This is a genomic window from Paraeggerthella sp. Marseille-Q4926, assembly GCF_916618935.1.
Classification (GTDB): Bacteria; Actinomycetota; Coriobacteriia; order Coriobacteriales; family Eggerthellaceae; genus Paraeggerthella; species Paraeggerthella hominis.
In genome coordinates this window covers 196483-217509 of the sequence record NZ_CAKAKF010000002.1, presented here as the reverse complement: position 1 = coordinate 217509, position 21027 = coordinate 196483, and the positions used below count along the sequence as shown (strand labels likewise).

Genomic DNA, 21027 nt, shown 5'->3' with positions numbered 1-21027 from the left:
CCTACTTCCCGCTCTCGGCGATCTCGCCGCAACGATACGCCGCCAACAGCAGCTCCAAGTCGGCGATCTGTTGCTTCAGCACCGCACCGGTGTCGGTGTCCGCCACCAAGGTGCGCTTCTCCACGCGCTCGACCACGCGGCGCGATGAATGAATGTCCAGCTCGTTCATCACGGCAGCGCGCATCGACTCAAGAGGCTCGTGCGCAGCCAGCACGAAGCCGTAGGAATTCGAGATCAACGTGTAGCCCGCGATGCCGGTGGTGGGCTGGTACGCCTTCGAGAAGCCGCCGTCGATGGTCAGCACGCGCCCGTTGCACTTCACCGGATCCTCGCCGTCCTTCACCTTGACCGGCACGTGCCCGCACACGATGCGCGAGGCGTCGGGGTCCAGCCCGAAGTCCTCGAAGATGCCCGCCAGCACGGCCTCGTCGTCCAGGTATGAGTAGAACGCGTTCTTAACCTCCTTGCGCGCGGCCTTGTCCGCGATCAGGTACAGCTCGAACGTGGCCATCTTGCTCTTCGCGAACAACGGCGACCCCTCGCCCAGCCACAGGTACCACATGAGGTCGCGCCCGCGCTTGCGCATGTCCGGATCGGGATCGAAGAAGCCCGCGCGCACCCAGCGCTCCATGGCGTCGTACAACGCCCGGCCCTTGTACGTGCGCCCGAACACGTCCACTTCCTTCAACGACCCGTCGGCGTTCAGGGGAACGCACGCGTGGAACAGCAAGCTGCCGTTGTACACCTTGTACAAGCTGCCCGCCTCAAGGAAGAAGCGCATGTGGCGCTGCAGCTTCTCGCACCCGGCGAACGCCTGCTCAAGGCGCTGCACAACGTCCTCTTCCTCGGGAGTCAGGCGGTAGGGATCGGCCGGGTCCACCGTGGGAAACACGTTGTCGGTCAGCTCGTACTCCACGCCGTCGAGCATCACGGTGCCGCGTTCGTAGTCGATTTTGTCGAGCAGCTTGCGATCCTCCAGACCGAAGTCCGGGTTCTCGTCGATCAGCTTTCCCTCCACCTTGAACTGGATGATGGCCATCGCTTTTTGGATTTTGACGTTCATTTCCAACTCTTGGGGCGAAAGGTCGGGGTTTCCCTTGAGCCCGAACGCGATGCAGGGATCGTCGCGATACGCGTCGAGCGCGAACGACGCAAGGGGCAGTATGTTGATGCCGTAGGCGTCCTCGAGGATCGACAGGTTGCCGTAGCGCGCGCAGTTGCGCACCACGTGCGCGATGCAGCCCCGCTGCCCCAGCGCCGCGCCCATCCACACGATGTCGTGGTTGCCCCACTGGATGTCGAGCGAATGGTATTCCATAAGGGTATCCATGATGATATGGGGATACGGACCGCGATCGTAGATGTCGCCGACGATGTGCAGATGATCGATGGCAAGCCGCTGGATGAGCTGGCACAGCGCCTCGATGAGCGCGCCGCCGCGATCCGTGCGGATGACGGCGTCGATGATGGCGGCGTAGTACGCCTGCTTGTCCACCCCGTGGCGGTTCTCCGTCATCAGCTCTTCGATGATGTAGGCGAAATCCTTCGGCAGCGCCTTGCGCACCCTCGAGCGCGTGTACTTGCGCGCCGCGCGCTTGCACACGGCCACCAGCCGCGGCACCATGACGCCGTACCATGCCTCGGGGTCGTCCACCTGGGACAAGACCAGCTCCATCTTCTCGCGCGGGTAGTAGATGAGCGTCGCGAGGGAGCGCTTCTCCTCCTTGCTCAGCTCGTCGCCGAACACGTCGTCGATCTTGAGACGGATGGAGCCGGATCCGTTGCGCAGGATGTGCGAGAACGCCTCGTACTCGCCGTGGATGTCGGACGCGAAGAACTCAGTGCCCTTCGGAAGGTTCAGAATGGCGCTGAGATTGATGATCTCGGCCGAAGCCTTGGCGGCTGTGGGAAACGATCGGGAGAGAAGTTCCAGGTAGCGCTTTTCCGTCACATCCATAGCTGATCTCCTTGAGAGGTACGGCAACACGTTAACCGTTCTATAGTATCAGCAATTCGCCGCAACGGGCTGGCCAGTGGGCAAGCGGCGCGATAACTCGACGGGGCTGCGCTTCCCCGCAGCGCGGCGGCGCGTGTTTTCCGTCCACGGCGATTCCGTCCAAATTGTGCCCGTTGCGCCGATCGTTTTACGGTAAAGTAATCTTTGCTTTTACGTAATCAATCGACACGAGAGCAGACGAGCGCGATGACGGTGCAACGCTTTTACGCGCTATTGGGCGCGGATTACGCCGAGGCCATCCGAAGGATCGGCAACGATGACCGCATACGGAAGTATCTGGGCATACTGCAACGCGACGATTCCATGGACGTTCTTCAGCGCGCGCTTTCGGAAAACGACGCCGATACGGCGTTTCGCGCTGCCCACACCATCAAGGGATCGGCGCTCAACCTGGGGCTTACCCGCCTGACCGACTGCTCGTCAAGGCTCACCGAGGCCCTGCGCCCGAAAACGATAGACGGCGCCGTTGCGCCCTTGGCCGAAGAGACGGCGCGGGCGTACCGGGAGACGATGGCCCGCATCGGCGATCTGCTTGCCCAGCCGGAAACGGAACGGCCATGAAAGAGCGCAGCCTGATCCTTATCGTGGACGACTCCGAGCTGAACCGCTCCATGCTGGCCGACATCCTCTGCGACGAATACGAAATACTCGAAGCGCGCAACGGCCGCGAGGCCATCGCGCTGTTCCAAGAGCACGAGCACGAAATATCCCTCGTGCTGCTTGACATCGTGATGCCGGAAATGGACGGCTTCGAAGCGCTGGCCGTCATGGGCAAAAGAAGGTGGCTCGAGCACGTCCCGGTCATCATCATCTCCGCGGAAAGCGCATCCACCTACATCGACAGCGCCTACGACCTGGGCGCAACCGAGTACATCAGCCGGCCCTTCGACCCCAAGGCGGTCCAACGGCGCGTGGACAACACCGTTTTGCTGTACTCCAAGCAAAAGATGCTCGAGAACATGGTCACCGAGCAGATGCTCGAAAAAGAGAAGGGCAACCTGATCATGGTCGACCTTCTCAGCCATATCGTGGAATTCCGAAACGGCGAAAGCGGCATGCACGTGCTCAACATCCGCTCCATCACGAAAATGCTGCTCGAGCAGCTCTGCCGCATTTCGGATCAGCACGCGCGCATACAGCCCAAGATCCCGCTCATCGCCAACGCTTCGGCGCTGCACGACATCGGCAAGATCTCCGTCGACGAGAAGATCCTCAACAAGCCCGGAAAGCTGACGGAGGAAGAATGGGCCGTGATGAAGACCCACGGCGTTGCCGGGGCGAACATATTGGAAAGCACGCGCTACTACCCGGACGAAGAACTGGTCCGGGTGGCGCGCGACATCTGCCGCTGGCACCACGAGCGCTACGACGGCAAGGGCTATCCCGACGGCCTCGCGGGCGACGAGATTCCCATCGAGGCGCAGGTGGTGGCGATCGCTGACGTGTACGACGCCTTGACGCACAAGCGCGTCTACAAAGACGCCATCTCGCACGACGAAACCATGCGCATGATCTTCAACGGCGAATGCGGCGCGTTCAACCCGTTGCTGCTGCAATGCCTGGCCGACATCGGCCCGCAGCTGAAACGAGAGCTGAAGCTCAAGTCGCTGGGGAACGTCTCCAAAGAGGAGATGCTCGACATCACGCGCGCCATGGTGCAAACCGCCAACGTATCCAGCCGCACGCTGGCGCTGCTCGAGCAGGAGCGCATCAAGTACCAGTTCTTCGCCGACCTGTCCCGCGAAATCCAGTTCGAATACGCCGCGCACACCGACGTCCTGACGCTTTCCGAATGGGGCGCGTCGCAGCTTGGCCTTCCCAGCATCATCGAGAACCCGCTTGAAAACAGCAAGCTGCTCCAGGTCGTCGCGCAAGAAAACCTAGAGCAGCTGCGCAACCTGATCGTCTCGGCTTCGCCGGAAAGCCCCAACGTGAGCGCCCATTACCTGCTGCACACAGACAGCGGGCAGCGGTGGCACAAGCTGCTGGCCCGTCCCCTTTGGCTGGGAAACGATGCCGAGGTATTAACGGGATTCATCGGAAAATGCGTGGACGTCCACGAAGAGCGGATGAACCTGGATCGGCTCATCTGGCAAGCAAGCACCGACGCGCTCACCGGCCTGCTCCACCGCAAGGCCGCCAAAAGCGCCGTGCAGAACGCGCTCGACGAAGCGGCTTCGCGGAAAAACTTCGTGCTCATGCTGTTCGACCTGGACTTCTTCAAAAGCGCGAACGACCGCTACGGGCATCTGTTCGGCGACGACCTTTTGCAGGAGACGGCGCGGCGCGTGCTGAGCGCCGTGCGCGATGCGGGCATCACCGCCCGCATCGGCGGCGACGAGTTCCTGGTGTTCGTCGAGGCCTCCGACCCTGCGGCGGCCGTCGATCGAATCTTCAGCTCGCTTGGGAACCCGTACCGAGGCCATCCCATGACCGTCAGCATGGGAGCCGCTCGCGCGCCGCAGAACGGCACGCGGTTCGAAGACTTGTTCTATTGCGCCGACCAGGCATTGTACGCAGCGAAGCAGCAGGGCCGCAACCGCTACCGCTTTTACGACGAGTCCATGTCCGCAATGCTGTCCGTGCTTTCGGAAATACCCGGTTCGGACACCGAGGAGGCGGCGGCCGGACAGGATCGAGCCCGATGAGACGAACGCGAAAACCGCGAACCGCATCCGCTCAGGCACCGGCTTGGCTCAAGGCAGCATCCGCTGCCCTTTTGGCTTTGCTGCTCTGCGCAACCTTTGCTTTCGCGCGCGCCTACACGGACCTCAGCAACTCCATCCATCGGGAGCGCGTCGAATCCGTGCAGCAGATCAGCAGCCTGATATCGAAGAAGCTCAACCTGCTGAAAGAACGCCATGAAGAAGAAACCGCCACGGCCGCACGGTTCCTGTCGCACTCAGGTGCGACTTCGATGGCTCAGGTAGACGAGCTGCTGGACCACTCGGACGAGTTCCACCTGCTGTCGGAGGACGGACGATGCCTTGCCTTGGACGGAAGCGCCATCGTCGTGTCAAGCTCCATGCTGTCCGAGGACATCGGCACTTGGACGGAAGTGCGCTCCGAATTCTGCACGGTCCAGAGCAAGGGCGATTTCTGGGTGTTCGCAGCACCGGTCGAGAACGTTTCCATCGACGGAGTCGAGATCGCGGGCCTTCTGAAGGTGGTCGACTCCCAGCAGTACGCAGACGTTGCCATCCTGCCCGTGTTCAACGGACAGGGCGCCTCGTACGTGGTCGACACGAACGGCGTCATCCTTTTGCACCCTTCCGAGTCGCAGGCTAACGAACACTTCAAAAGCCACAATTTCCTGCGCATCCTAACCAACGACGGCGTGGACCCCGCCCTGGTGGAGAAACTGCAGAAAGCGCTCCTGAACTGCGAAGAAGAGCAGGTGCTCGTGAAGCTGCAAGACGACACGTGGCTTCTGCAGACGTTTCCCGACAACGAAGGCCGCAACATCGTGATGGCCATCCCCGTATCGATAACCGCGCAGGCCACGTTCGCCAGCATGAAAAGCGTCATCGCCTTGGTGGTGCTCATCGTGGCGTCGATCGCGGCGCTTTCGCTGCTGTGGCTCTACCACCTGGTGAGCAAAAGCCAGATGGCGAAGATCGAAAGCGCGCGAGCCAGCCTCAAGAGCGACTTCCTTACCAAGATGTCCCACGATATTCGCACGCCGCTCAACGCCATCGTGGGCTCCAACGAGCTTGCCCTGCGCTCCCTTGACGACCCGGCAACCGCGGCCGGCCATCTTGAGCGCTCCAAGAAGTCGGGCGAATACCTCATCGACATCATCAACGACATGTTGGACATGAATCGCCTTGACGGCGGAAAGATGACCCTGGCCCACGAGCCCTTCCTGCTTTCCGATGTGCTGGACTCGGTCATCGCGCTGCAAAGCGGGCCCGCCGAGGAGAAAGGCGTGACGCTGCGCGCGCTTTCGCACACAAGCTTCGTAGGCGATGCGACCAGAATCAAGCAGTGCCTGGTGAACCTGGTATCGAACGCCGTCAAATTCACTCCGGAGCACGGAGACGTCGCCCTGTCCTGCGAGGAGGTCTCTCAGGACGGTCCGACCTCGCGTGTGCGGTTCATCGTGCGCGACAGCGGCGCCGGCATGAGCGAAGCGTTCATGAAGCGCTTGTTCGAGCCCTTCGAGCAGGAGCGGTCGTCCCTCACCTCGGCCCAAGTAGGCAGCGGCTTGGGGCTTGCCATCGTGCACAGCTTGGTGGAGCTTATGGGCGGCACCGTCGAGGCAAGCAGCACGCCGGGGAAAGGATCGACGTTCGTCGTGGACATCCCCTTGGAAAGGGCCGCGACCGTTGTTTCAAGACCCGCGAGCGCGCAATCCCAAGAAAACCTGCGCGCCCTCTGCCGGGGCAAGCGCGTGCTTCTGGCCGAGGACAACGAAATGAACCGAGAGATCATCGTCGATCTGCTCTCGGACTTCAGCGTGGAAGTCGACACCGTTCGCAACGGCGCCGAAGCCGTCGAAGCGGTGACGTCCTCGGCGCCGGGGCGCTACGCGCTCGTGCTCATGGACATCCAGATGCCCGTCATGACCGGCCTCGAGGCTGCCTCCGCCATCCGCGCAAGCGAGCACCCCGACGCCGCAACCATTCCCATCGTGGCCCTTTCGGCGGGCGCGTTCGAGGAGGACGTGCAGAACTCGCTTCGCCATGGGATGCAGGATCATTTGGCGAAGCCCCTGAACCTCGAAGACATCGAAAACGTGTTTCGCACGTACCTGAACCGGTAAGGAGAGCACCAGCATGCGCATTCGAAAGGCAGTCGCAACCCTGACGACCGCAGCCCTGCTTCTAGGACTTGCAGCCTGCAGCCAGCCGCCCGCGCCCGAGCAGAGCGTCGGCGCCCAGAACGAGATCGTCTCCTACCAGCCGGTGGAGCCGGGCAAGACGGTCGTCACCATCGGCCGCTACACCGTCTTCAACGACGGCCCGCTCAAGGCGGCTTTGGAAGAGAAATTCCCGGACGTTCAGATTGTCACGGTCAACGCCGCCGGCACGAACACGATCAGGTCCTACGTGGAGGAACAGGGCAAGCACGAGGATTTGCCCGACCTTGTGTTCAGCGCCATGCGCATGGGCAACAGCGAGTACGCGTACGACCTTTCCTCCGAAAGCTTCACCAGCCGCTACAACCTGTCGTCCCTTGAAACGCTGGGCGCCGAGGGGGCGCTGCGGCAACTGCCCATCAACAACACCGTCAAAGGCATCTTCTACAACAAGACGCTCTTCGAGAAGCACGGCTGGCAGATCCCCGCAACGCGCGAAGAGCTGTTCGAGCTGTGCGACGCCATATCCGCCGAGGGCATTCGCCCCTTCGTCCCCTGCCTGAAATACTCGGTGCAGGAGGTGGGACTGGGGCTTTCGAATCGCGAAGTGCTCGGCACCGGGCAAAAGCGCGCGCAGTACGAAGCCGTGGTCAAAGGGGAAGCCTCGTGCGAAGGGCTGTTGGAGCCGTACTACGGCGTGCTGAAGGAGCTGTACGATCGCGGCATCGTGGTAGAAAGCGACTTCACGTCCAGCCTTACGAAAAACCGTCAAGCCCTGTACGCAGGCGAGATAGCCATGATCCCCGCCGAGCTGGGCATGTACGGGCTGTACGAAGAAGAAAACCCGGATTGCGAGATCGACTTCATCGGCTATCCCACCGACACGCCGAACGAGCGTTGGGTCCAAATGGTGTCCGGCACCAATTTAGCCATCTCGCAGCGTTCCATGGACGACCCGAGCAAGCGGCAAATCCTGCTGGACATCGTTGACTGCCTGAGCACCAACGAGGGTCAGGACGCGCTGTTCCAGTGCTTCACCGGCATCAGCGGCGTCAAGTCGTACCAAGAGAACATCCGCAGCGAGTTCTGGGACGTTAAGAACTGCATCGACAAGGGGCAGGTGTACTTCGCGGATCAATTCGGGCAGACGTCGGACTTCGAGACCGCTTTCGAGTGGATGCGCGGGTCGATGACCATGGACGAGATCATCGCCGCCACCGACGCCTTCGAACCGAACAGGCCGACCGACCCCGTAAAGAGCGCCGTTATCGGAAATGCCGCGGAAAACTTCACCTCGCTCGAAACCAGCATGCTCATGGCCGACGCCATGCGCGAGGCAACGGGGGCCGACGCAGCCCTGCTCTTGCACGGCACCTATTTCAAGGGCAACTCGGGGAAGCTCTACCAGGGGCCCATCGACCTGGCGGATCGCTTCAACCTGCGCAGCGTATCCAAAAGCGATGCCCTGACCACCTACGAGATCACGGGCGCCAACCTGAAGAAGCTCATGGAGCACCCGCTGACCGACGGCGACGAGATCAACGCCCTGTACGCGTGCTCGGGCCTGCGCATGGAGTACGCCCCCTGGCGCGACAAGGACGGCAACGCGCTGAGCCTGACCATGGCCGACGGCGCCCCGATCGAAGACGACGCCCGCTACACGATTGCAGCCTGGGCAACCACGATAGACGATTCCTACGTTTCCTCTATCGTGCAAGAGCATTCCGACCGGGGAACCTGCGCTGACCTCATGACCGAGTACCTGGCCGAGGCGGGCGCCGTATCCCCCGCCAAAGACGGTCGCATCGTGTTGAACTGGGAATAGGCCGACGTCAGCCGGGCGGCGGTTGTGCGGCGCTCGGCTGACGGCTTTGCGGCAGCGACGCCTCCGGTTGCGCGGCGCACTGCGACGAACGCTTCCGGTTGCGCGTCGCCCGGCTGATGCTTCCGCCGCGGTGCCGCGCGCTGTCAAAACGAGCGAGTTTTGCTGATCCTCAAACCAGGATAAAGACCCATGACAACTTCGTGAACTGGGATGATGCAAAACGCCTTCAAGAAGCGACGTGCTCAAAGGCGAAAAACCGCCGCAAAACTCGATCGTTTTGACAGCGCGCGCCGATCCCTGCATCCGGAAACGCGGACATCCCGGACGGCAACGTTCGCGTATAATGGCAAGCCCGATTTCAAGCCGGAACACAGGAGCGCATTCCATGTCGAACATCCATACCACGCTCGCACGCGAGCTGGGGCTTTCCGCGGCGCAGGTTGCAGCCGTCATCGCCCTCGTCGACGAGGGCAACACCATTCCGTTCATCGCCCGCTACCGCAAGGAAGCCACCGGCGGCATGGACGACGCCCAGCTACGCGCCTTCGACGAGCGCCTTTCCTACCTGCGCGCCCTCGAGGCTCGCAAGGACGAAGTGCTGCGCGCCATCGACGAGCAGGGCAAGCTCACGCCCGAACTGCGTGCGAAGATCGAAGACGCCGCGATCATGCAGCGCGTGGAGGACCTGTACAAGCCGTACAGGAAAAAGCGCGCCACCCGCGCGTCGAAAGCGCGCGATGCCGGGCTGGAACCGCTCGCCCTGCTCATCTTGGCGCAGGGACGCTCGGACAAGAGCCCGCTCGCCCTTGCCGCCGGGCTCGTGAACGCCGAAGCCGGCTTCCCCACGGCCGAAGCCGCGCTGCAGGGCGCTCGCGATATCGTTGCCGAGACGATAGCCGACGACGCCGAGCACACCGCCGTGCTGCGCAGCTTCACCCAACGCACCGGCGCGTTGGCCGTCGAAGCAACCGACGCACAGGAAAAAACCGTCTACGAGTCGTACTACGATTTCTCGGAGCCGCTCTCGCGCATCCCCAACCACCGCGTGCTCGCCGTGAACCGCGGCGAAAAAGAGGGCAAGCTGCGCGTGAAGGTGCGCGTTCAGGCAGACGCCGCGGTGGAGCAGCTGGAACGTCGCGTGATCACGCGCCCGCAAAGCCCCTTCGCCGACGTGCTGCGCGAAGCCGTTGCCGACGGCTACAAACGCCTGATGGCGCCCGCCCTCGATCGCGAGATGCGCAGCCTTCTTACCGAGCGCGCGCAGACCGACGCCATCCGCGTGTTCGCCAAGAACACCGAGAACCTTCTGCAGCAGCGCCCCGTTCGCGGCGCGCGCGTCCTTGCGCTCGACCCCGGCTACCGCACCGGCTGCAAAGTGGCGGTGCTCGACGAGTACGGCAAGCTGCTCGACTACACGACGGTCTACCCCACGCCGCCGCGCTCGCAGGTGAAGGAGGCGCAGGCCGCACTCGAAAGCCTGGTCAAGAAGCACCGCGTGAACGTGGTGGCCATCGGCAACGGCACCGGCAGCCGCGAGACCGAGGACGCCGTGGCCGACCTTCTAGCGCGACTGGACCAGCCCGTGCAGTACACCATCGTGAACGAAGCCGGGGCCTCGGTATACTCTGCGTCGCAGTTGGCCAGCGAGGAGTACCCCGACCTCGACGTGACCACGCGCGGCGCCATGAGCCTGGGGCGTCGCCTGCAAGACCCCCTAGCCGAGCTGGTGAAGATTCCGCCCCAGGCCATCGGCGTGGGCCAATACCAGCACGACCTGGACCAGGCGGCGCTCGGACGCGCGCTGGGCGACGTGGTGGAGCGCGTCGTAAACCGGGTAGGCGTCGACCTCAATACGGCAAGCGCGAGTCTTTTGGGCTACGTGTCGGGCGTGAACGCCACCGTGGCGAAGAACATCGTGGCCTACCGGGAAGAGCACGGCGCCTTCGCCGATCGCCGCGAACTGAAGAAGGTACCGAAGCTGGGCGCGAAAGCCTTCCAGAACTGCGCGGGATTCCTGCGCATCGCGAACGGCGCGAACCCGCTCGACGCCACGAGCGTCCATCCCGAAAGCTACCCCGTGGCGCGCGAGCTTTTGAAGCGCGCACAGATGAAGCCGGAAGCGCTCGCCCAAGGCGGAGTACCCGATATCGCAAGCCGTCTGGGCAACGTGGCGGGTCTTTCCGAAGAGCTGGGCGTCGGCCTTCCCACGCTTAAAGACATAGTGGCCGAGCTGGAGAAACCGGGCCGCGACCCCCGCGACGACGCGCCACCGGTGGTGTTCGACCGCACCGTGCGGGACTTCGACGACCTGTCCGTCGGCATGGAGCTGACCGGCACCGTGCGCAACGTGGTGGACTTCGGCGCATTCGTCGACATCGGCGTGAAGCAAGACGGACTCGTCCACATTTCCAAGCTATCCGACCGCTTCGTCAAGCACCCGAGCGAAGTCGTGTCCGTTGGCGACACGGTAACCGTCTGGGTGACCGGCATCGACAAAGATCGCGGCAAGATATCACTTTCGATGGCGAAGGGAAAGGCGTAGCGTCCTCGCAAGCGCTCGCAGCGCGAAGCAACGGCAGCGACGCCCCTTCGCGACGCACGCGGCATCGGGGCGGGCACGCACCTGCGCACCCGCCCCGATCGCCCGCTCTTGAAACTACTTAGCAGGCTGCTACTTTCCCGACCGCCTCTTTCCCACGGCAATGGCGGCGGCAAGAATCACCACGCCCGCCAGGAAGGCCGCGCCCGCGAACGCAGCGACGGCCGCCAAGCTCGAGTCGCCCGTAACGGGAAGCGCCTTTGCCTGGGCCTTTACGGGTTCGGGCATCGGCTTGGGCTGCTGCCCCGAGGTCCCGGGCTCAACCGGCGCAACCGGATCGACCGGGTTGACTGGATCGACCGGGTTGACCGGATCCGGCGGGTCGGTCGGGTCCGGCGGGTCGACCGGCACGGGATCGGCTGCGAATTCCCAATACCCCACGAACTCGCCGTCGGCGTCGTCAACCAGATGCGACTCCTTGCCCCAGGAGCGGAACGCCCATTTTCCGCCTTCGACTTGGACCTCGGTCTGAAGCAGTTCTTCGGGAGACACGCGATCGCCCGTTTCCAGACCCTCGAGCGGCACAGGCAGAAGCGCCAGCACGTCCGCAGGCAGCTCCTTGCCTTCCGTCATGCTTTCGAAGCGATACGAAACCTGGTAGGTTCGCGCCACGAAGGCTATTCGCATCGAGGGGCTGTCGATTCGGGGAATGTTCTGCTTGATCGCGCTCACCTTCACCACGCCGTCGATGTAGCCGCCCAGTGTAATCGGCTCGCCCGCAGACTCGACCGCGTACGCCGTCTCCTTCGAAACGAAGAAGGGACGTCCCGGCGCTGTAAGCACCATCGGCTCGAGCACCTGCGAAGCCGAAGCGTTCAGAAGGTTCGCCGGATTTCCGTCGCGGCGAACCGTGACCCGGACGATGAACGTGGACTTGCCCTGGCGATCGAACGAGAACACCGAGGTGGGGCTTCCCTGCACCAGCGAATCGTCTATCCGGGCAAGCACGTTGTAGTTTTCGTCGAGCACGTACGAAGGCTTGAACTGGTAGCTGGTAAACGACACGTTCTCCAAAACGTCGGGCATGCCGATGCGCTCGTCAAGCACCACGTGCAGATCGACGTGCGTGTACGACGCGCCCTGCTTCGGGCCGTCCGACCAGGTTCCGCTGTTGGTCATGATGCCGCCGGGATTCCTGAACACCATGTGCGCGAGCACCTTGTTGAAGCCGAATTCCGGACGCGCCGCAATCCCGTATCTCGACGCCGACGGATCCAGCATCACGGTTGCCGCTTTGTCCGCCTGATCGGTTCCGAACCCGGATTGCTCGACAATCTCGCCCTCCACGGTGTCGGAAGCGCTCATGCCGCGGTTCATGTCGATGTAGCCCGCGCTGTTCAGCGCATCGAACCCGCCCGCGAAAATGGCGTACAGACGGCGCGGCTCGGACAGGCCCTCGGGAAACGCCGCGGACACCGGCTCGCTCTCGTAGAAAAGGCGGCCCTGCGCGTTAGCCACGTAATCCGGCACGTCCGACCAGCCGATGAAGTACTTCTTGAAAACCCAGCTTCCCATATCGTACAAACCGAAGTTGCCCAGCGGCTCGTCGCCGCTCGTAAACACCTTGGACTGCACGCCCTCTCCGGCAACTTCCATGTCGAACTCCACGATGCCGTTGAAATCGGGCTGTTCCGCAGGCGCCGCATCGCGCGCATCTACCGGACGCTCCCCCGCCGTCCCCGATTCGGGCGCCACGGGATTTTCGTCGTCGATCGATATGGAAAGCGGCTCGGCGATCGGCGGCGGCAACTCGGCATCCGTCGGCGCTTCAGGCGCTGACGTCGGCGCGCCGTCGACGGAAGAGCCTTCCTCGTCGCGGCCCTCCGACAAGCCGGCATCGCTCGAAGCCGCCTCGGGCGCAGCATCCCGAACCTCTGTCCCCGCCGAGCTGCCGTCGGGCGCCGCGAACGCGAAGCTGCCCGGCATCGCAACGCCCGCAACCAACCCGACGGCAACGACAAGGCGAAGCACGCTGTCTCGTAGCATTTCAACTCCCTTCGTCCTGATGACTCAAGTTGAAGCGCAAAGCCCGCATCCTGCCAGCCCGAAAACCCTCCGCCACGACGCGCAGACTAGAAGCTTCCCAAGCTATGCTATTCCCATGGCAGCGCCGTTGCGGCCGAAAACCCCGGATGCTTTAGCACCCTATTCATTGCTCCCTCTATAGCGAAACGCCGTTGACATCCTGTTTCATGCGCCTTTTTCGCTGATGAGGCCGGGCGCGCCATTGCACGGTTGCGCGGCGGCCCCTCTTCGTTTATTATTTAAGAATATTCTTATATTCTAATTTAGAGAAAGGAAGACGGTGGCAAAGAAGATAGCGGTCGTAGCCGAGAAAGCCTGCGTCGCCTGCGGCGCATGCGCTCACGCCTGCCCTCGGGAAGCCGTTTCAGTCTGGCGCGGAACAAGGGCGTACGTGAACGCGACCCTTTGCGTGGGCTGCGGAGCATGCGAAGCAGAATGCCCGGCATCCGCCGTAGCCGTGCACCGACGCGAGGCGGTGTCGGCATGAGCGGCAAGAAGGCGTGCGGCAAGGCATGCGCACCGCGCTGGTACGACCGCCTATACGTGATCACGCCCATCTACCTGGCGCTGGGCTTCTTCAACATCCTGTTCGCGTGGATCGGCCTCGTGTTCTTCTTCGTGCCGCTCATCGTTTCCCTGGCAGGCGGCGGAAAAGCCTACTGCAACCGCTACTGCGACCGCGGACAGTTCCTGACGCTTCTGGGCAAGCGGTTCGGCCTCTCGCGCAACAAGCCGACCCCGCGCATCCTGCGGTCGCGCGCGTTCAGGCTGGGCTTCCTGGTGTTCTTCATGGCCATGTTCGCGAACATGCTGTTCGTCACCTGGATGGTGTTCGCCGGAAGCAGCGAGCTGGGAACGGCCGTACAGCTTCTGTGGACCTTCTCGCTGCCATGGGATTGGGCCTATCCGGTGGAAGTGGAGCCGTGGGTTGCGCAATTCGCCTTCGGGTTCTACAGTATCATGCTGACGTCGAACCTGATCGGGCTTGCAGTCATGGCTCTGTACCGGCCGCGCTCGTGGTGCGCGTTCTGTCCCATGGGCACCATGACCCAGCTCATCTCCAAAGGCCGCGCGCACGGCATGGAACCGCCGACGGAAGAGCGACCCGCGACGTCTGCGAACCCTTCGACTCCCGCATAGGAGACCGCCATGGAAGAAAAAGCGCACCAGGTAGCGGAACTGTTTCGCCTGCTTGCCAACGAGAATCGGCTCTTGATTCTCTGCGCGCTGCTCGAAGCCGACCAAACCGTGGCCCAGCTGGCCGAAAGCGTTCCCAACATCAGTCGGCCCGCGCTTTCCCAGCACCTTTCAGCGCTTCGCCTTGCGGGCGTGGTGCATGCCCAGCGTTCCGGGCATTACGTCGTGTACAGCTTGGCTGACCAGCGCATTCGATCGCTGTTTCAAACAGTGAAGGACGCCTACTGCTCCTGATGCGCGCCCGCGCGCACGTAGGCGACGCCCGCACCTGCACGCGCGGGCGTCGCCTGCCCTACCCCACCAGCTTCGAGGACTCCACCTGCTCGACGTACCACGTCATGAACTTCGCCAACGGCTTGCGCAGCACCAGGCCGATGAACGCAGCGGGAAGCAGGAACAGCGCCAGCTTGCCCAACTCGATCCAGAAATCGTTGCCGAACGTCCCGAACATGGCCGCGCGCATGGCGTTGACCACATGGGTTGCCGGCAGCCACGGGCTGAGGTCCTGGATGAACGAGGGCAGCAGCTGCAGCGGATAGGAGCCCCCGCATCCCGTCACCTGGATGATCAGTAGCAGCACCGCGACCGCCTTGCCCAAGTTGGCGAACGCCGCCACCAGCGCGTAGATCAAGAACGTGAACACCAGGCCCGCCACCCAGAAGCACAGCATGAACAGCATCGGATGGGCTACCTGCACCTGCAAGAACAGCATGTTGCCCAGCCCCATCAGCGTGGTCTGCGCCAGCGACAGAAACGCCATGACGCCGAAATGCCCCAAGAACAGCTCGCGGGGACGCGGGTTGCTCAAAAGCGCCCTCGTCTTATCGGAAACGCCCGGCTTCACCGCAACCAGGATAAGCAGCGAGCCGATGAACAGGGCCAGCGTCGTGTACAGCGGAGCCATGGCCGATCCGAAGTTGTCCGCCGGGAACACGGCGATGCGATCGATGGCGACCGGTGCCGAAAGCGCCTTCGAAAGCACCTGGGTGTCCGAGCCCAGCACATGGCGCAGGGCTTCCATATCGCCGCTCGCAAGCGCTTGGTCGATGCTGTCGGCCAAAGACGCCAGCTCGGTGGCCGATCCGCGCAGCTTCTGCGCCGCGCCGTCGATCTTCGAAGCCGCCGACCCCAGCAGATCGTTGGCCGACCCCGCGGAATCGGCCAGCCCGGAACTCGAAGCCCGCAAGTTGTCCACGCCGGCTCCAACGTTGGCCGCAAGCGTTGCCACGTTGCTTGCCAACTGCTGCATGGCCGGTTTCACGTTCGCATCGAAATCGCCTTTGACCGCCGACATGCTCTCCTGCGCCTGCGCGGCCAGCTTCTTGATTTCCTCGCGCTCGGCCTGCGTGTTCGCGTTGCCCGCTTCCAGCTTGGTCGCCGCGCTGCGCAGGTTGTCGCGCACGCCCTCCATAAGCTCGATAACGGCGTTCAGTCGCACGATCACCGCGTCCACGGCAGGTTGATACTCTTCAGGCACCTGCCCCCGCAGCTGCTCCAACTGGCCCACCAGGGCAACGTAGTGGCTGATCTGCCCGTCCACCGTATCGGCCTGCGCGCGCATCTGCGCAACGCACTCCTGCGTTCCCGAAGAAGCCGTGTCGAACAGGGCGTCCACCGAATCGGAAACCGCGCCGAAGCCCTGTCCCGTGCTCTCGAGCGCGTGCGACAGGTCGTCGACCGACTGCTTCAGGGCTTCGACCATGTCACCCGTAGCCGCCGCGCCCTGCGAAGCCGTTGCGCCCATGCCGTCCAACTCGGAGCGGGCCGACCCGATAAGCTTGACCGAATCGCCGATAAGCGTTTGCGAAGAACGCGCGAGTGAAGCGTACAGATCGAGCACCGAGCCCATCTGCTTCACCTGCTCCCCCATGCCGCGCACGTGCTTGGACAGATCGGCGATGCGACCGTTCACGTCGGCGTCGTCGGCATAGCGCGAGAGCGATTCCGCCAAGCTGAGGGCAACTTCCGAAAGCGTTTCGGCAAACACCTCGTTTACCTGGTACGACACGGAATCGGCACCCTTGTCGGTAATTTTCGGGGCAATCGCGCTCTTCTTCTCGTTCGCGTAGTACACGATTTTCGCGTGCTGCACGTCCTGTGAATAAAAGGTGAGCATATCCTTGCTGAAGCTGCTCGGAATGACCACCGCCGCGTAGTAGCGTCCCGATTTCGCGCCGTCCACGGCGTCCTCTTCGGACGTGAAGGTCCAATCGATCTGGTCGTTGGCGCGCAGCGCGGAAACCACCTGCTCGCCCACGTTGACGCGCAAGGGAACCAAATCGCTTTCGTACCCCTCGTCGACATTGGCCACCGCCACGGTAAGGTTGCCGGTGTTGTCGAACACGTTCCAGCACGCAATAACGTTGTACCAGGCGAAGATGGAAGGCATGACCACCAAGCCCACGGCGATGATGATGCTCATCGCGTTCGCGAACAGGCTTTTGAAGTCGCTGCGAAGGATGCGCCACAGGTTACTCATGGCCGCCGCCTCCCTTCAAGCCGCGAAGGGCATCCGAGGTTCGCGCCATGCTGTTGCGCGACGCGCCCAGTTCCAGCAAGCCTTCTTCGGACATGCCGTCAAGCTTCAGCTGCCGCTCGAAGCTGTCGCGCAGGCTCTCCAGCACCACCAAGAACACGAACACGGTAACCATCCATATCAGCCACGCGGTCAGCAACCACACCTTCTCGGTGGGCGTGAGCGCGAATATCACGGTCAACGCCACGGGCACCGCCAAGCCCAGCGCCACGGATCCGCGGATAAGCCGAGGATACCAGCGGGCGAAGCGCTCGTAGCGAAGCTGCAGCTCTTCGCGGTACTCGTCCTTGTCCGCAAGCGCGCGGAACAGCTGCGCGAACCGGTACGGGCGCTCGGGAACCTCCACGTCCTCGCCGTTGAACAGGCCGCTTTGGCTCACCTGCCCCGCAACCATGCGGTTCACGTTCGCCATGAGGGGCCGAACGATGATCCCCAAGGCCATGAACAGCACGAAAAAGAACACGAGCATGCCCACGGCGTCGGTGTAATGGGAACCGTAGAACCCGCAGATGGCCTCGCGCATGGCGCCGATGCCGTAGGTGAACGGGAAGAAGGGGTACACCGCCTGGAAAAAGCCCGAGGTCATCTCGATGGGGTACAAGCCCGTCGCGCCCGGAATCTGCGCGAACACCAGCACCACGCAGATGCCCTTGCCAATGTGCTGCAACGTAACCGAAAGCGCGTAGATGATGCTCAGGTAGGAAAGCGACGCCACCGCCGCCGCGAAGAACAGCGCCGGGGCGTTCACGGCCTGAACCCCTATGACCAAAACGCCGGCGCAGCAGATGACCGCCTGCAGAACCGCCATGACGGCCAGCAGCAAGAACCTGCCCAGGTAGCGCTGCGTGACGGTCAGGTTCCGTATGCCCTCCCCGTCCACTTCCTGCTTCATGATGACCAGCAGCATGAAAGCGCCGATCCAAAACGTCAGGTTCATGAACAGCGGAGCCATGGCCGACCCGTAGGCGTTAAGCGGATAAAGCTGCTCGGTGACAAGCTTGGTGGGAGATCCCATGAATTCAGCGATCTTCGTGGCGTCCAACCCGTCTTCTCCGAACAGCTTCGTCAAAACTCCCGACTCGCCTAACGACAGCACATCGGTCCTCACCGTATCAAGACTTTCGCTCAAGCTTGCCAGAATGGCGTCGGTTTGGCCGAGCGCTTCTTTCGCCGTGGCAAGCGTCGAGGAAAGCCGGTCCAAGACAAGCGACGTCTGGTCGATCAGCAGCCGCTGGCTAGCAACGGCCGCACCCAGCGTGGCCGAGGTTGCGCTCACCTGCGACAAGCTCTGGTTGACCAGGGGAATCGTGGTTCCAAACAGCCCGTTCGAATACGTGTTCGCATCGTTGACGGCAAGCTGCACCGCAGCATTGAGCGAATCGCCCGCCTGCGACACCGACTGGGACAGCTTGCCCGCTTCCCCGTTGAGGCCCGCAAGGCCATCCAGGGTTTGCTGCGCATCGGCCGCGCGGCGATCCAGCTCGTCCGCCATGGCCGCAAGAGGCTCCTTGCCGGGGTCGCCGGCGGGAAGCCCGTCCGCCATCGTGCGCAGGTAGGCGGCCAGCGCCTTGCTCTCTTGGACGATCGCCTGTCCCTGGGACAACGAGGCGCCTATGCCCGCCTGGGCCTCCCCCGCAGCCGTCGTCAAATCCCCTATCGCGCCGTTCGCCTTGGAAGACGCCTGGGAAACGGCAAGCAGGCTTTGGCTCACGGCGGGCGCTGCGGTAGTCGAAACGCTTTCCAGCCCGCTTTGCATCTGCCCGGCAAGGTTCGACACGTTTTGCAGCGCGCTGCTGGCGCTTGCAATCTCGGTGCGCGCGCGATCGAGCGTGCCGCGCGAATTCCCAACCTTATTCTGAGCCTCGTCGGTGGCCGCCGAAATAGCGCCGAGCGATGCGCGGGCGTCGCTTACCAGCTGCGCCGTTTCGGATATCTCGGAAACGGCGCGAGACCGCGACGCGTCGATCGATCCGCGCGCGTCGGACATCGCCTGGTCTATGGCTTCGGCAGCAACGTCGCTTACGGTCGAGACGAACGTGGAGTTGATGGTTTCGTCAAGCGTCGTGGCGCCCGTATCGGTGATCTTAGGCGAAACCGGCCCAAGCTTTTCGTTGACGTAGTATTGGATTTCCGGCTGCGTGAAATCGCCGGTCGTCAAAGAGAGCAAGTGCTCGGTGAAGTCCTTCGGTATGACGAAGGCCGCGTAGCTCTTGCCCGATTGAAGTTCGGACAAAGCGGTGTCGTGATCGGTGAAAACCCAGTCCAGCTGCTTGTTTTCATGTAGTTCCTCAACGATCATGTCGCCAACGTGAAGCTCGCCGGTCAAATCGCTTGAGCCGCCGACATCCTCGTTCACCACGCACACGCGCAGATTCCCCGTATTGTCGTACGGGTTCCAAAAGCCCACCACGTTGTACCAGGTGTAGACCGACGGCAGAACCAGCAAGGCGACGACCACCACCAAGGCGGGCGGCACCTTCAACAGGCGCAAAAGGTCACGCTTGAACACGCGAAAAACGTTTCCCATCTTGCCGCAACCCTCCTTCATGAAGCTCGCCGAACGCATCCGGCCTATGATACTCCTCTTGCATGAAGGCGCCATGCCCGATTGACGTTTGAAGCCCAAACGTCAATCGGGCATGGTTGGATCGCGGCACCTGGCAAAAAAAACGGCCTCGGAGCGCGATGCGATCCGAGGCCGTGGACGTTGCGTTGGGCGCAGAAGCCGACTCTACGCCGCCAGACGCTTGGCAACCGCCAGGATGAAGTCGCGCGTGCTAAGCTTCACCGGGTTCGGCAGCGTGGTGATGAGCGCCAGGTCGCCCGTCATCTCGCCGGCTTCGATAGTGTCGAGCGTGGCCTTCTCCAGGCGATTCGCGAAGTCCACCAGGTCGTCCAAGCCGTCAAGCTCGCCGCGCTTGCGCAGCGCGCCCGACCACGCGAAGATGGTGGCCACCGAGTTCGTGGACGTTTCCTCGCCCTTAAGGTGCTTGTAGTAGTGGCGTTGCACGGTGCCGTGCGCGGCTTCGTACTCGTAGTAGCCCTGGGGGCTGACCAGCACCGACGTCATCATGGCAAGCGAGCCGAACGCGCTTGACACCATGTCGCTCATCACGTCGCCGTCGTAGTTCTTGCAGGCCCAGATGAAGCCGCCGTCGGCCTTCATCACGCGCGCCACGGCGTCGTCGATGAGCGTGTAGAAGTACTCGATGCCGGCTTCCTCGAAGCGCGCGGCGTACTCGGCGTCGTAAACTTCCTGGAACACGTCCTTGAAGCGATGATCGTACTTCTTCGAGATGGTGTCCTTCGTGGCGAACCAGATATCCTGCTTGATATCGAGCGCGTACTCGAAGCAGCTGCGCGCGAAGCTCTCGATGGAAGCGTCCAGGTTGTGCATGCCCTGCGCCACGCCCGGACCGTCGTACTCGTGCACGAGCTCGCGCGTCTCGGTGCCGTCGGCGGCGGTGTAGACGAGTTCCACCTTGCCGGGACCGGGTACGCGAATCTCGGCGTTCTTGTACACGTCGCCGTAAGCATGACGCGCGATGGTGATGGGCTTGACCCAGTTGCGCACGCACGGCTCGATGCCCGCCACCGTGATGGGCGTGCGGAACACGGTGCCGTCGAGCATGGCGCGGATGGTGCCGTTAGGGCTCTTCCACATCTGCTTCAGGTCGTACTCGTCCATGCGCGCGGCGTTCGGCGTGATGGTGGCGCACTTCACGGCAACGCCCAGACGGCGGGTCGCCTCGGCGGAGTCGACGGTCACTTGGTCGTCGGTGGCGTTGCGATGCTCCAGCCCCAGGTCGTAGTACTCGGTTTTCAGGTCGATGTGCGGCGCGAGCAGTTCGTCTTTGATCATCTGCCAGATGATGCGCGTCATCTCGTCGCCGTCCATTTCCACAAGCGGCGTGGTCATTGCAATTTTCGCCATAGCTAGCCTTTCGTTCCTGCGGGCCTGCGCCCGTCGCGCGCGTCGGCGCGCTTGTTCGCGTGCATGAAACCATGATAGCGCGGAATGAGCGCG

General features: G+C 62.8%; 13 protein-coding genes. 8 read left to right on the top strand and 5 right to left on the bottom strand.

Annotated elements, in window-relative coordinates:
* Window position 1 precedes the first annotated feature (1 nt).
* Window positions 2-1957, bottom strand: a complete 1956-nt coding sequence (locus LG373_RS04205) for a fructose-1,6-bisphosphatase (RefSeq protein WP_225749094.1) — start codon at window positions 1955-1957, stop codon at window positions 2-4.
* Between the two features lie 246 nt (window positions 1958-2203).
* On the opposite strand from LG373_RS04205, the gene LG373_RS04200 reads away from it, so the two are divergent.
* The 5 genes from LG373_RS04200 to LG373_RS04180 all read left to right on the top strand — a co-directional run bounded on the left by LG373_RS04200 (window position 2204) and on the right by LG373_RS04180 (window position 11185).
* Complete coding sequence (locus LG373_RS04200; protein ID WP_114565985.1) at window positions 2204-2578, top strand: Hpt domain-containing protein; 375 nt, start codon at window positions 2204-2206, stop codon at window positions 2576-2578.
* Window positions 2575-4665: a diguanylate cyclase gene (locus LG373_RS04195; RefSeq protein WP_225749093.1), complete on the top strand. Its 2091-nt coding sequence runs from the start codon at window positions 2575-2577 to the stop codon at window positions 4663-4665. The genes LG373_RS04200 and LG373_RS04195 overlap by 4 nt, the downstream gene beginning before the upstream one ends.
* The gene (locus tag LG373_RS04190) at window positions 4662-6782 is read left to right on the top strand and encodes a hybrid sensor histidine kinase/response regulator (protein ID WP_225749092.1); all 2121 of its coding nucleotides are present in this window, start codon (window positions 4662-4664) and stop codon (window positions 6780-6782) included. The genes LG373_RS04195 and LG373_RS04190 overlap by 4 nt, the downstream gene beginning before the upstream one ends.
* Before the next feature lie 13 nt (window positions 6783-6795).
* The gene (locus LG373_RS04185; protein ID WP_225749091.1) at window positions 6796-8643 is read left to right on the top strand and encodes an extracellular solute-binding protein; all 1848 of its coding nucleotides are present in this window, start codon (window positions 6796-6798) and stop codon (window positions 8641-8643) included.
* A 385-nt stretch (window positions 8644-9028) separates the two neighbouring features.
* Window positions 9029-11185: a Tex family protein gene (locus tag LG373_RS04180; RefSeq protein WP_216528431.1), complete on the top strand. Its 2157-nt coding sequence runs from the start codon at window positions 9029-9031 to the stop codon at window positions 11183-11185.
* 129 nt (window positions 11186-11314) lie between these two features.
* On the opposite strand, the gene LG373_RS04175 is transcribed toward LG373_RS04180, so the two are convergent.
* Complete coding sequence (locus LG373_RS04175) at window positions 11315-13228, bottom strand: SHIRT domain-containing protein (RefSeq protein ID WP_225749090.1); 1914 nt, start codon at window positions 13226-13228, stop codon at window positions 11315-11317.
* Between the two features lie 319 nt (window positions 13229-13547).
* Between LG373_RS04175 and LG373_RS12285 the strand changes: the two genes are divergently transcribed.
* From LG373_RS12285 to LG373_RS04160, 3 genes are read left to right on the top strand one after another with little or no spacing between them, the layout of a single operon-like run.
* Complete coding sequence (locus LG373_RS12285; protein ID WP_114565979.1) at window positions 13548-13754, top strand: ATP-binding protein; 207 nt, start codon at window positions 13548-13550, stop codon at window positions 13752-13754.
* Window positions 13751-14407 (top strand): 4Fe-4S binding protein, encoded by a 657-nt coding sequence (locus LG373_RS04165; RefSeq protein WP_225749089.1) that lies wholly within the window; start codon window positions 13751-13753, stop codon window positions 14405-14407. The genes LG373_RS12285 and LG373_RS04165 overlap by 4 nt, the downstream gene beginning before the upstream one ends.
* A gap of 9 nt (window positions 14408-14416) precedes the next feature.
* Window positions 14417-14698: a helix-turn-helix transcriptional regulator gene (locus LG373_RS04160; protein WP_147269846.1), complete on the top strand. Its 282-nt coding sequence runs from the start codon at window positions 14417-14419 to the stop codon at window positions 14696-14698.
* A 58-nt stretch (window positions 14699-14756) separates the two neighbouring features.
* Here LG373_RS04160 and LG373_RS04155 read toward each other — a convergent pair whose 3' ends face one another.
* The 3 genes from LG373_RS04155 to LG373_RS04145 form a co-directional block, all read right to left on the bottom strand.
* Window positions 14757-16943 (bottom strand): YhgE/Pip domain-containing protein, encoded by a 2187-nt coding sequence (locus LG373_RS04155; protein ID WP_225749088.1) that lies wholly within the window; start codon window positions 16941-16943, stop codon window positions 14757-14759.
* Complete coding sequence (locus LG373_RS04150; RefSeq protein ID WP_225749087.1) at window positions 16936-19527, bottom strand: YhgE/Pip domain-containing protein; 2592 nt, start codon at window positions 19525-19527, stop codon at window positions 16936-16938. The genes LG373_RS04155 and LG373_RS04150 overlap by 8 nt, the downstream gene beginning before the upstream one ends.
* A gap of 204 nt (window positions 19528-19731) precedes the next feature.
* Window positions 19732-20934 carry an NADP-dependent isocitrate dehydrogenase gene (locus tag LG373_RS04145; protein WP_114565976.1) on the bottom strand — a complete coding sequence of 401 codons (1203 nt, stop codon included), beginning with the start codon at window positions 20932-20934 and terminating at the stop codon, window positions 19732-19734.
* Window positions 20935-21027 lie beyond the last annotated feature (93 nt).

Excerpts from the sequence above, each read along its gene's own strand:
- LG373_RS04145 (WP_114565976.1), bottom strand. The coding sequence starts at position 20,934 with ATGGCGAAAATTGCAATGACCACGCCGCTTGTGGAAATGGACGGCGAC.
- LG373_RS04195 (WP_225749093.1), top strand. The coding sequence starts at position 2,575 with ATGAAAGAGCGCAGCCTGATCCTTATCGTGGACGACTCCGAGCTGAAC.
- LG373_RS04180 (WP_216528431.1), top strand. The coding sequence starts at position 9,029 with ATGTCGAACATCCATACCACGCTCGCACGCGAGCTGGGGCTTTCCGCG.
- LG373_RS04150 (WP_225749087.1), bottom strand. The coding sequence starts at position 19,527 with ATGGGAAACGTTTTTCGCGTGTTCAAGCGTGACCTTTTGCGCCTGTTG.
- LG373_RS04175 (WP_225749090.1), bottom strand. The coding sequence starts at position 13,228 with ATGCTACGAGACAGCGTGCTTCGCCTTGTCGTTGCCGTCGGGTTGGTT.
- LG373_RS04205 (WP_225749094.1), bottom strand. The coding sequence starts at position 1,957 with ATGGATGTGACGGAAAAGCGCTACCTGGAACTTCTCTCCCGATCGTTT.
- LG373_RS04200 (WP_114565985.1), top strand. The coding sequence starts at position 2,204 with ATGACGGTGCAACGCTTTTACGCGCTATTGGGCGCGGATTACGCCGAG.
- LG373_RS04165 (WP_225749089.1), top strand. The coding sequence starts at position 13,751 with ATGAGCGGCAAGAAGGCGTGCGGCAAGGCATGCGCACCGCGCTGGTAC.
- LG373_RS04190 (WP_225749092.1), top strand. The coding sequence starts at position 4,662 with ATGAGACGAACGCGAAAACCGCGAACCGCATCCGCTCAGGCACCGGCT.
- LG373_RS04160 (WP_147269846.1), top strand. The coding sequence starts at position 14,417 with ATGGAAGAAAAAGCGCACCAGGTAGCGGAACTGTTTCGCCTGCTTGCC.
- LG373_RS04185 (WP_225749091.1), top strand. The coding sequence starts at position 6,796 with ATGCGCATTCGAAAGGCAGTCGCAACCCTGACGACCGCAGCCCTGCTT.
- LG373_RS04155 (WP_225749088.1), bottom strand. The coding sequence starts at position 16,943 with ATGAGTAACCTGTGGCGCATCCTTCGCAGCGACTTCAAAAGCCTGTTC.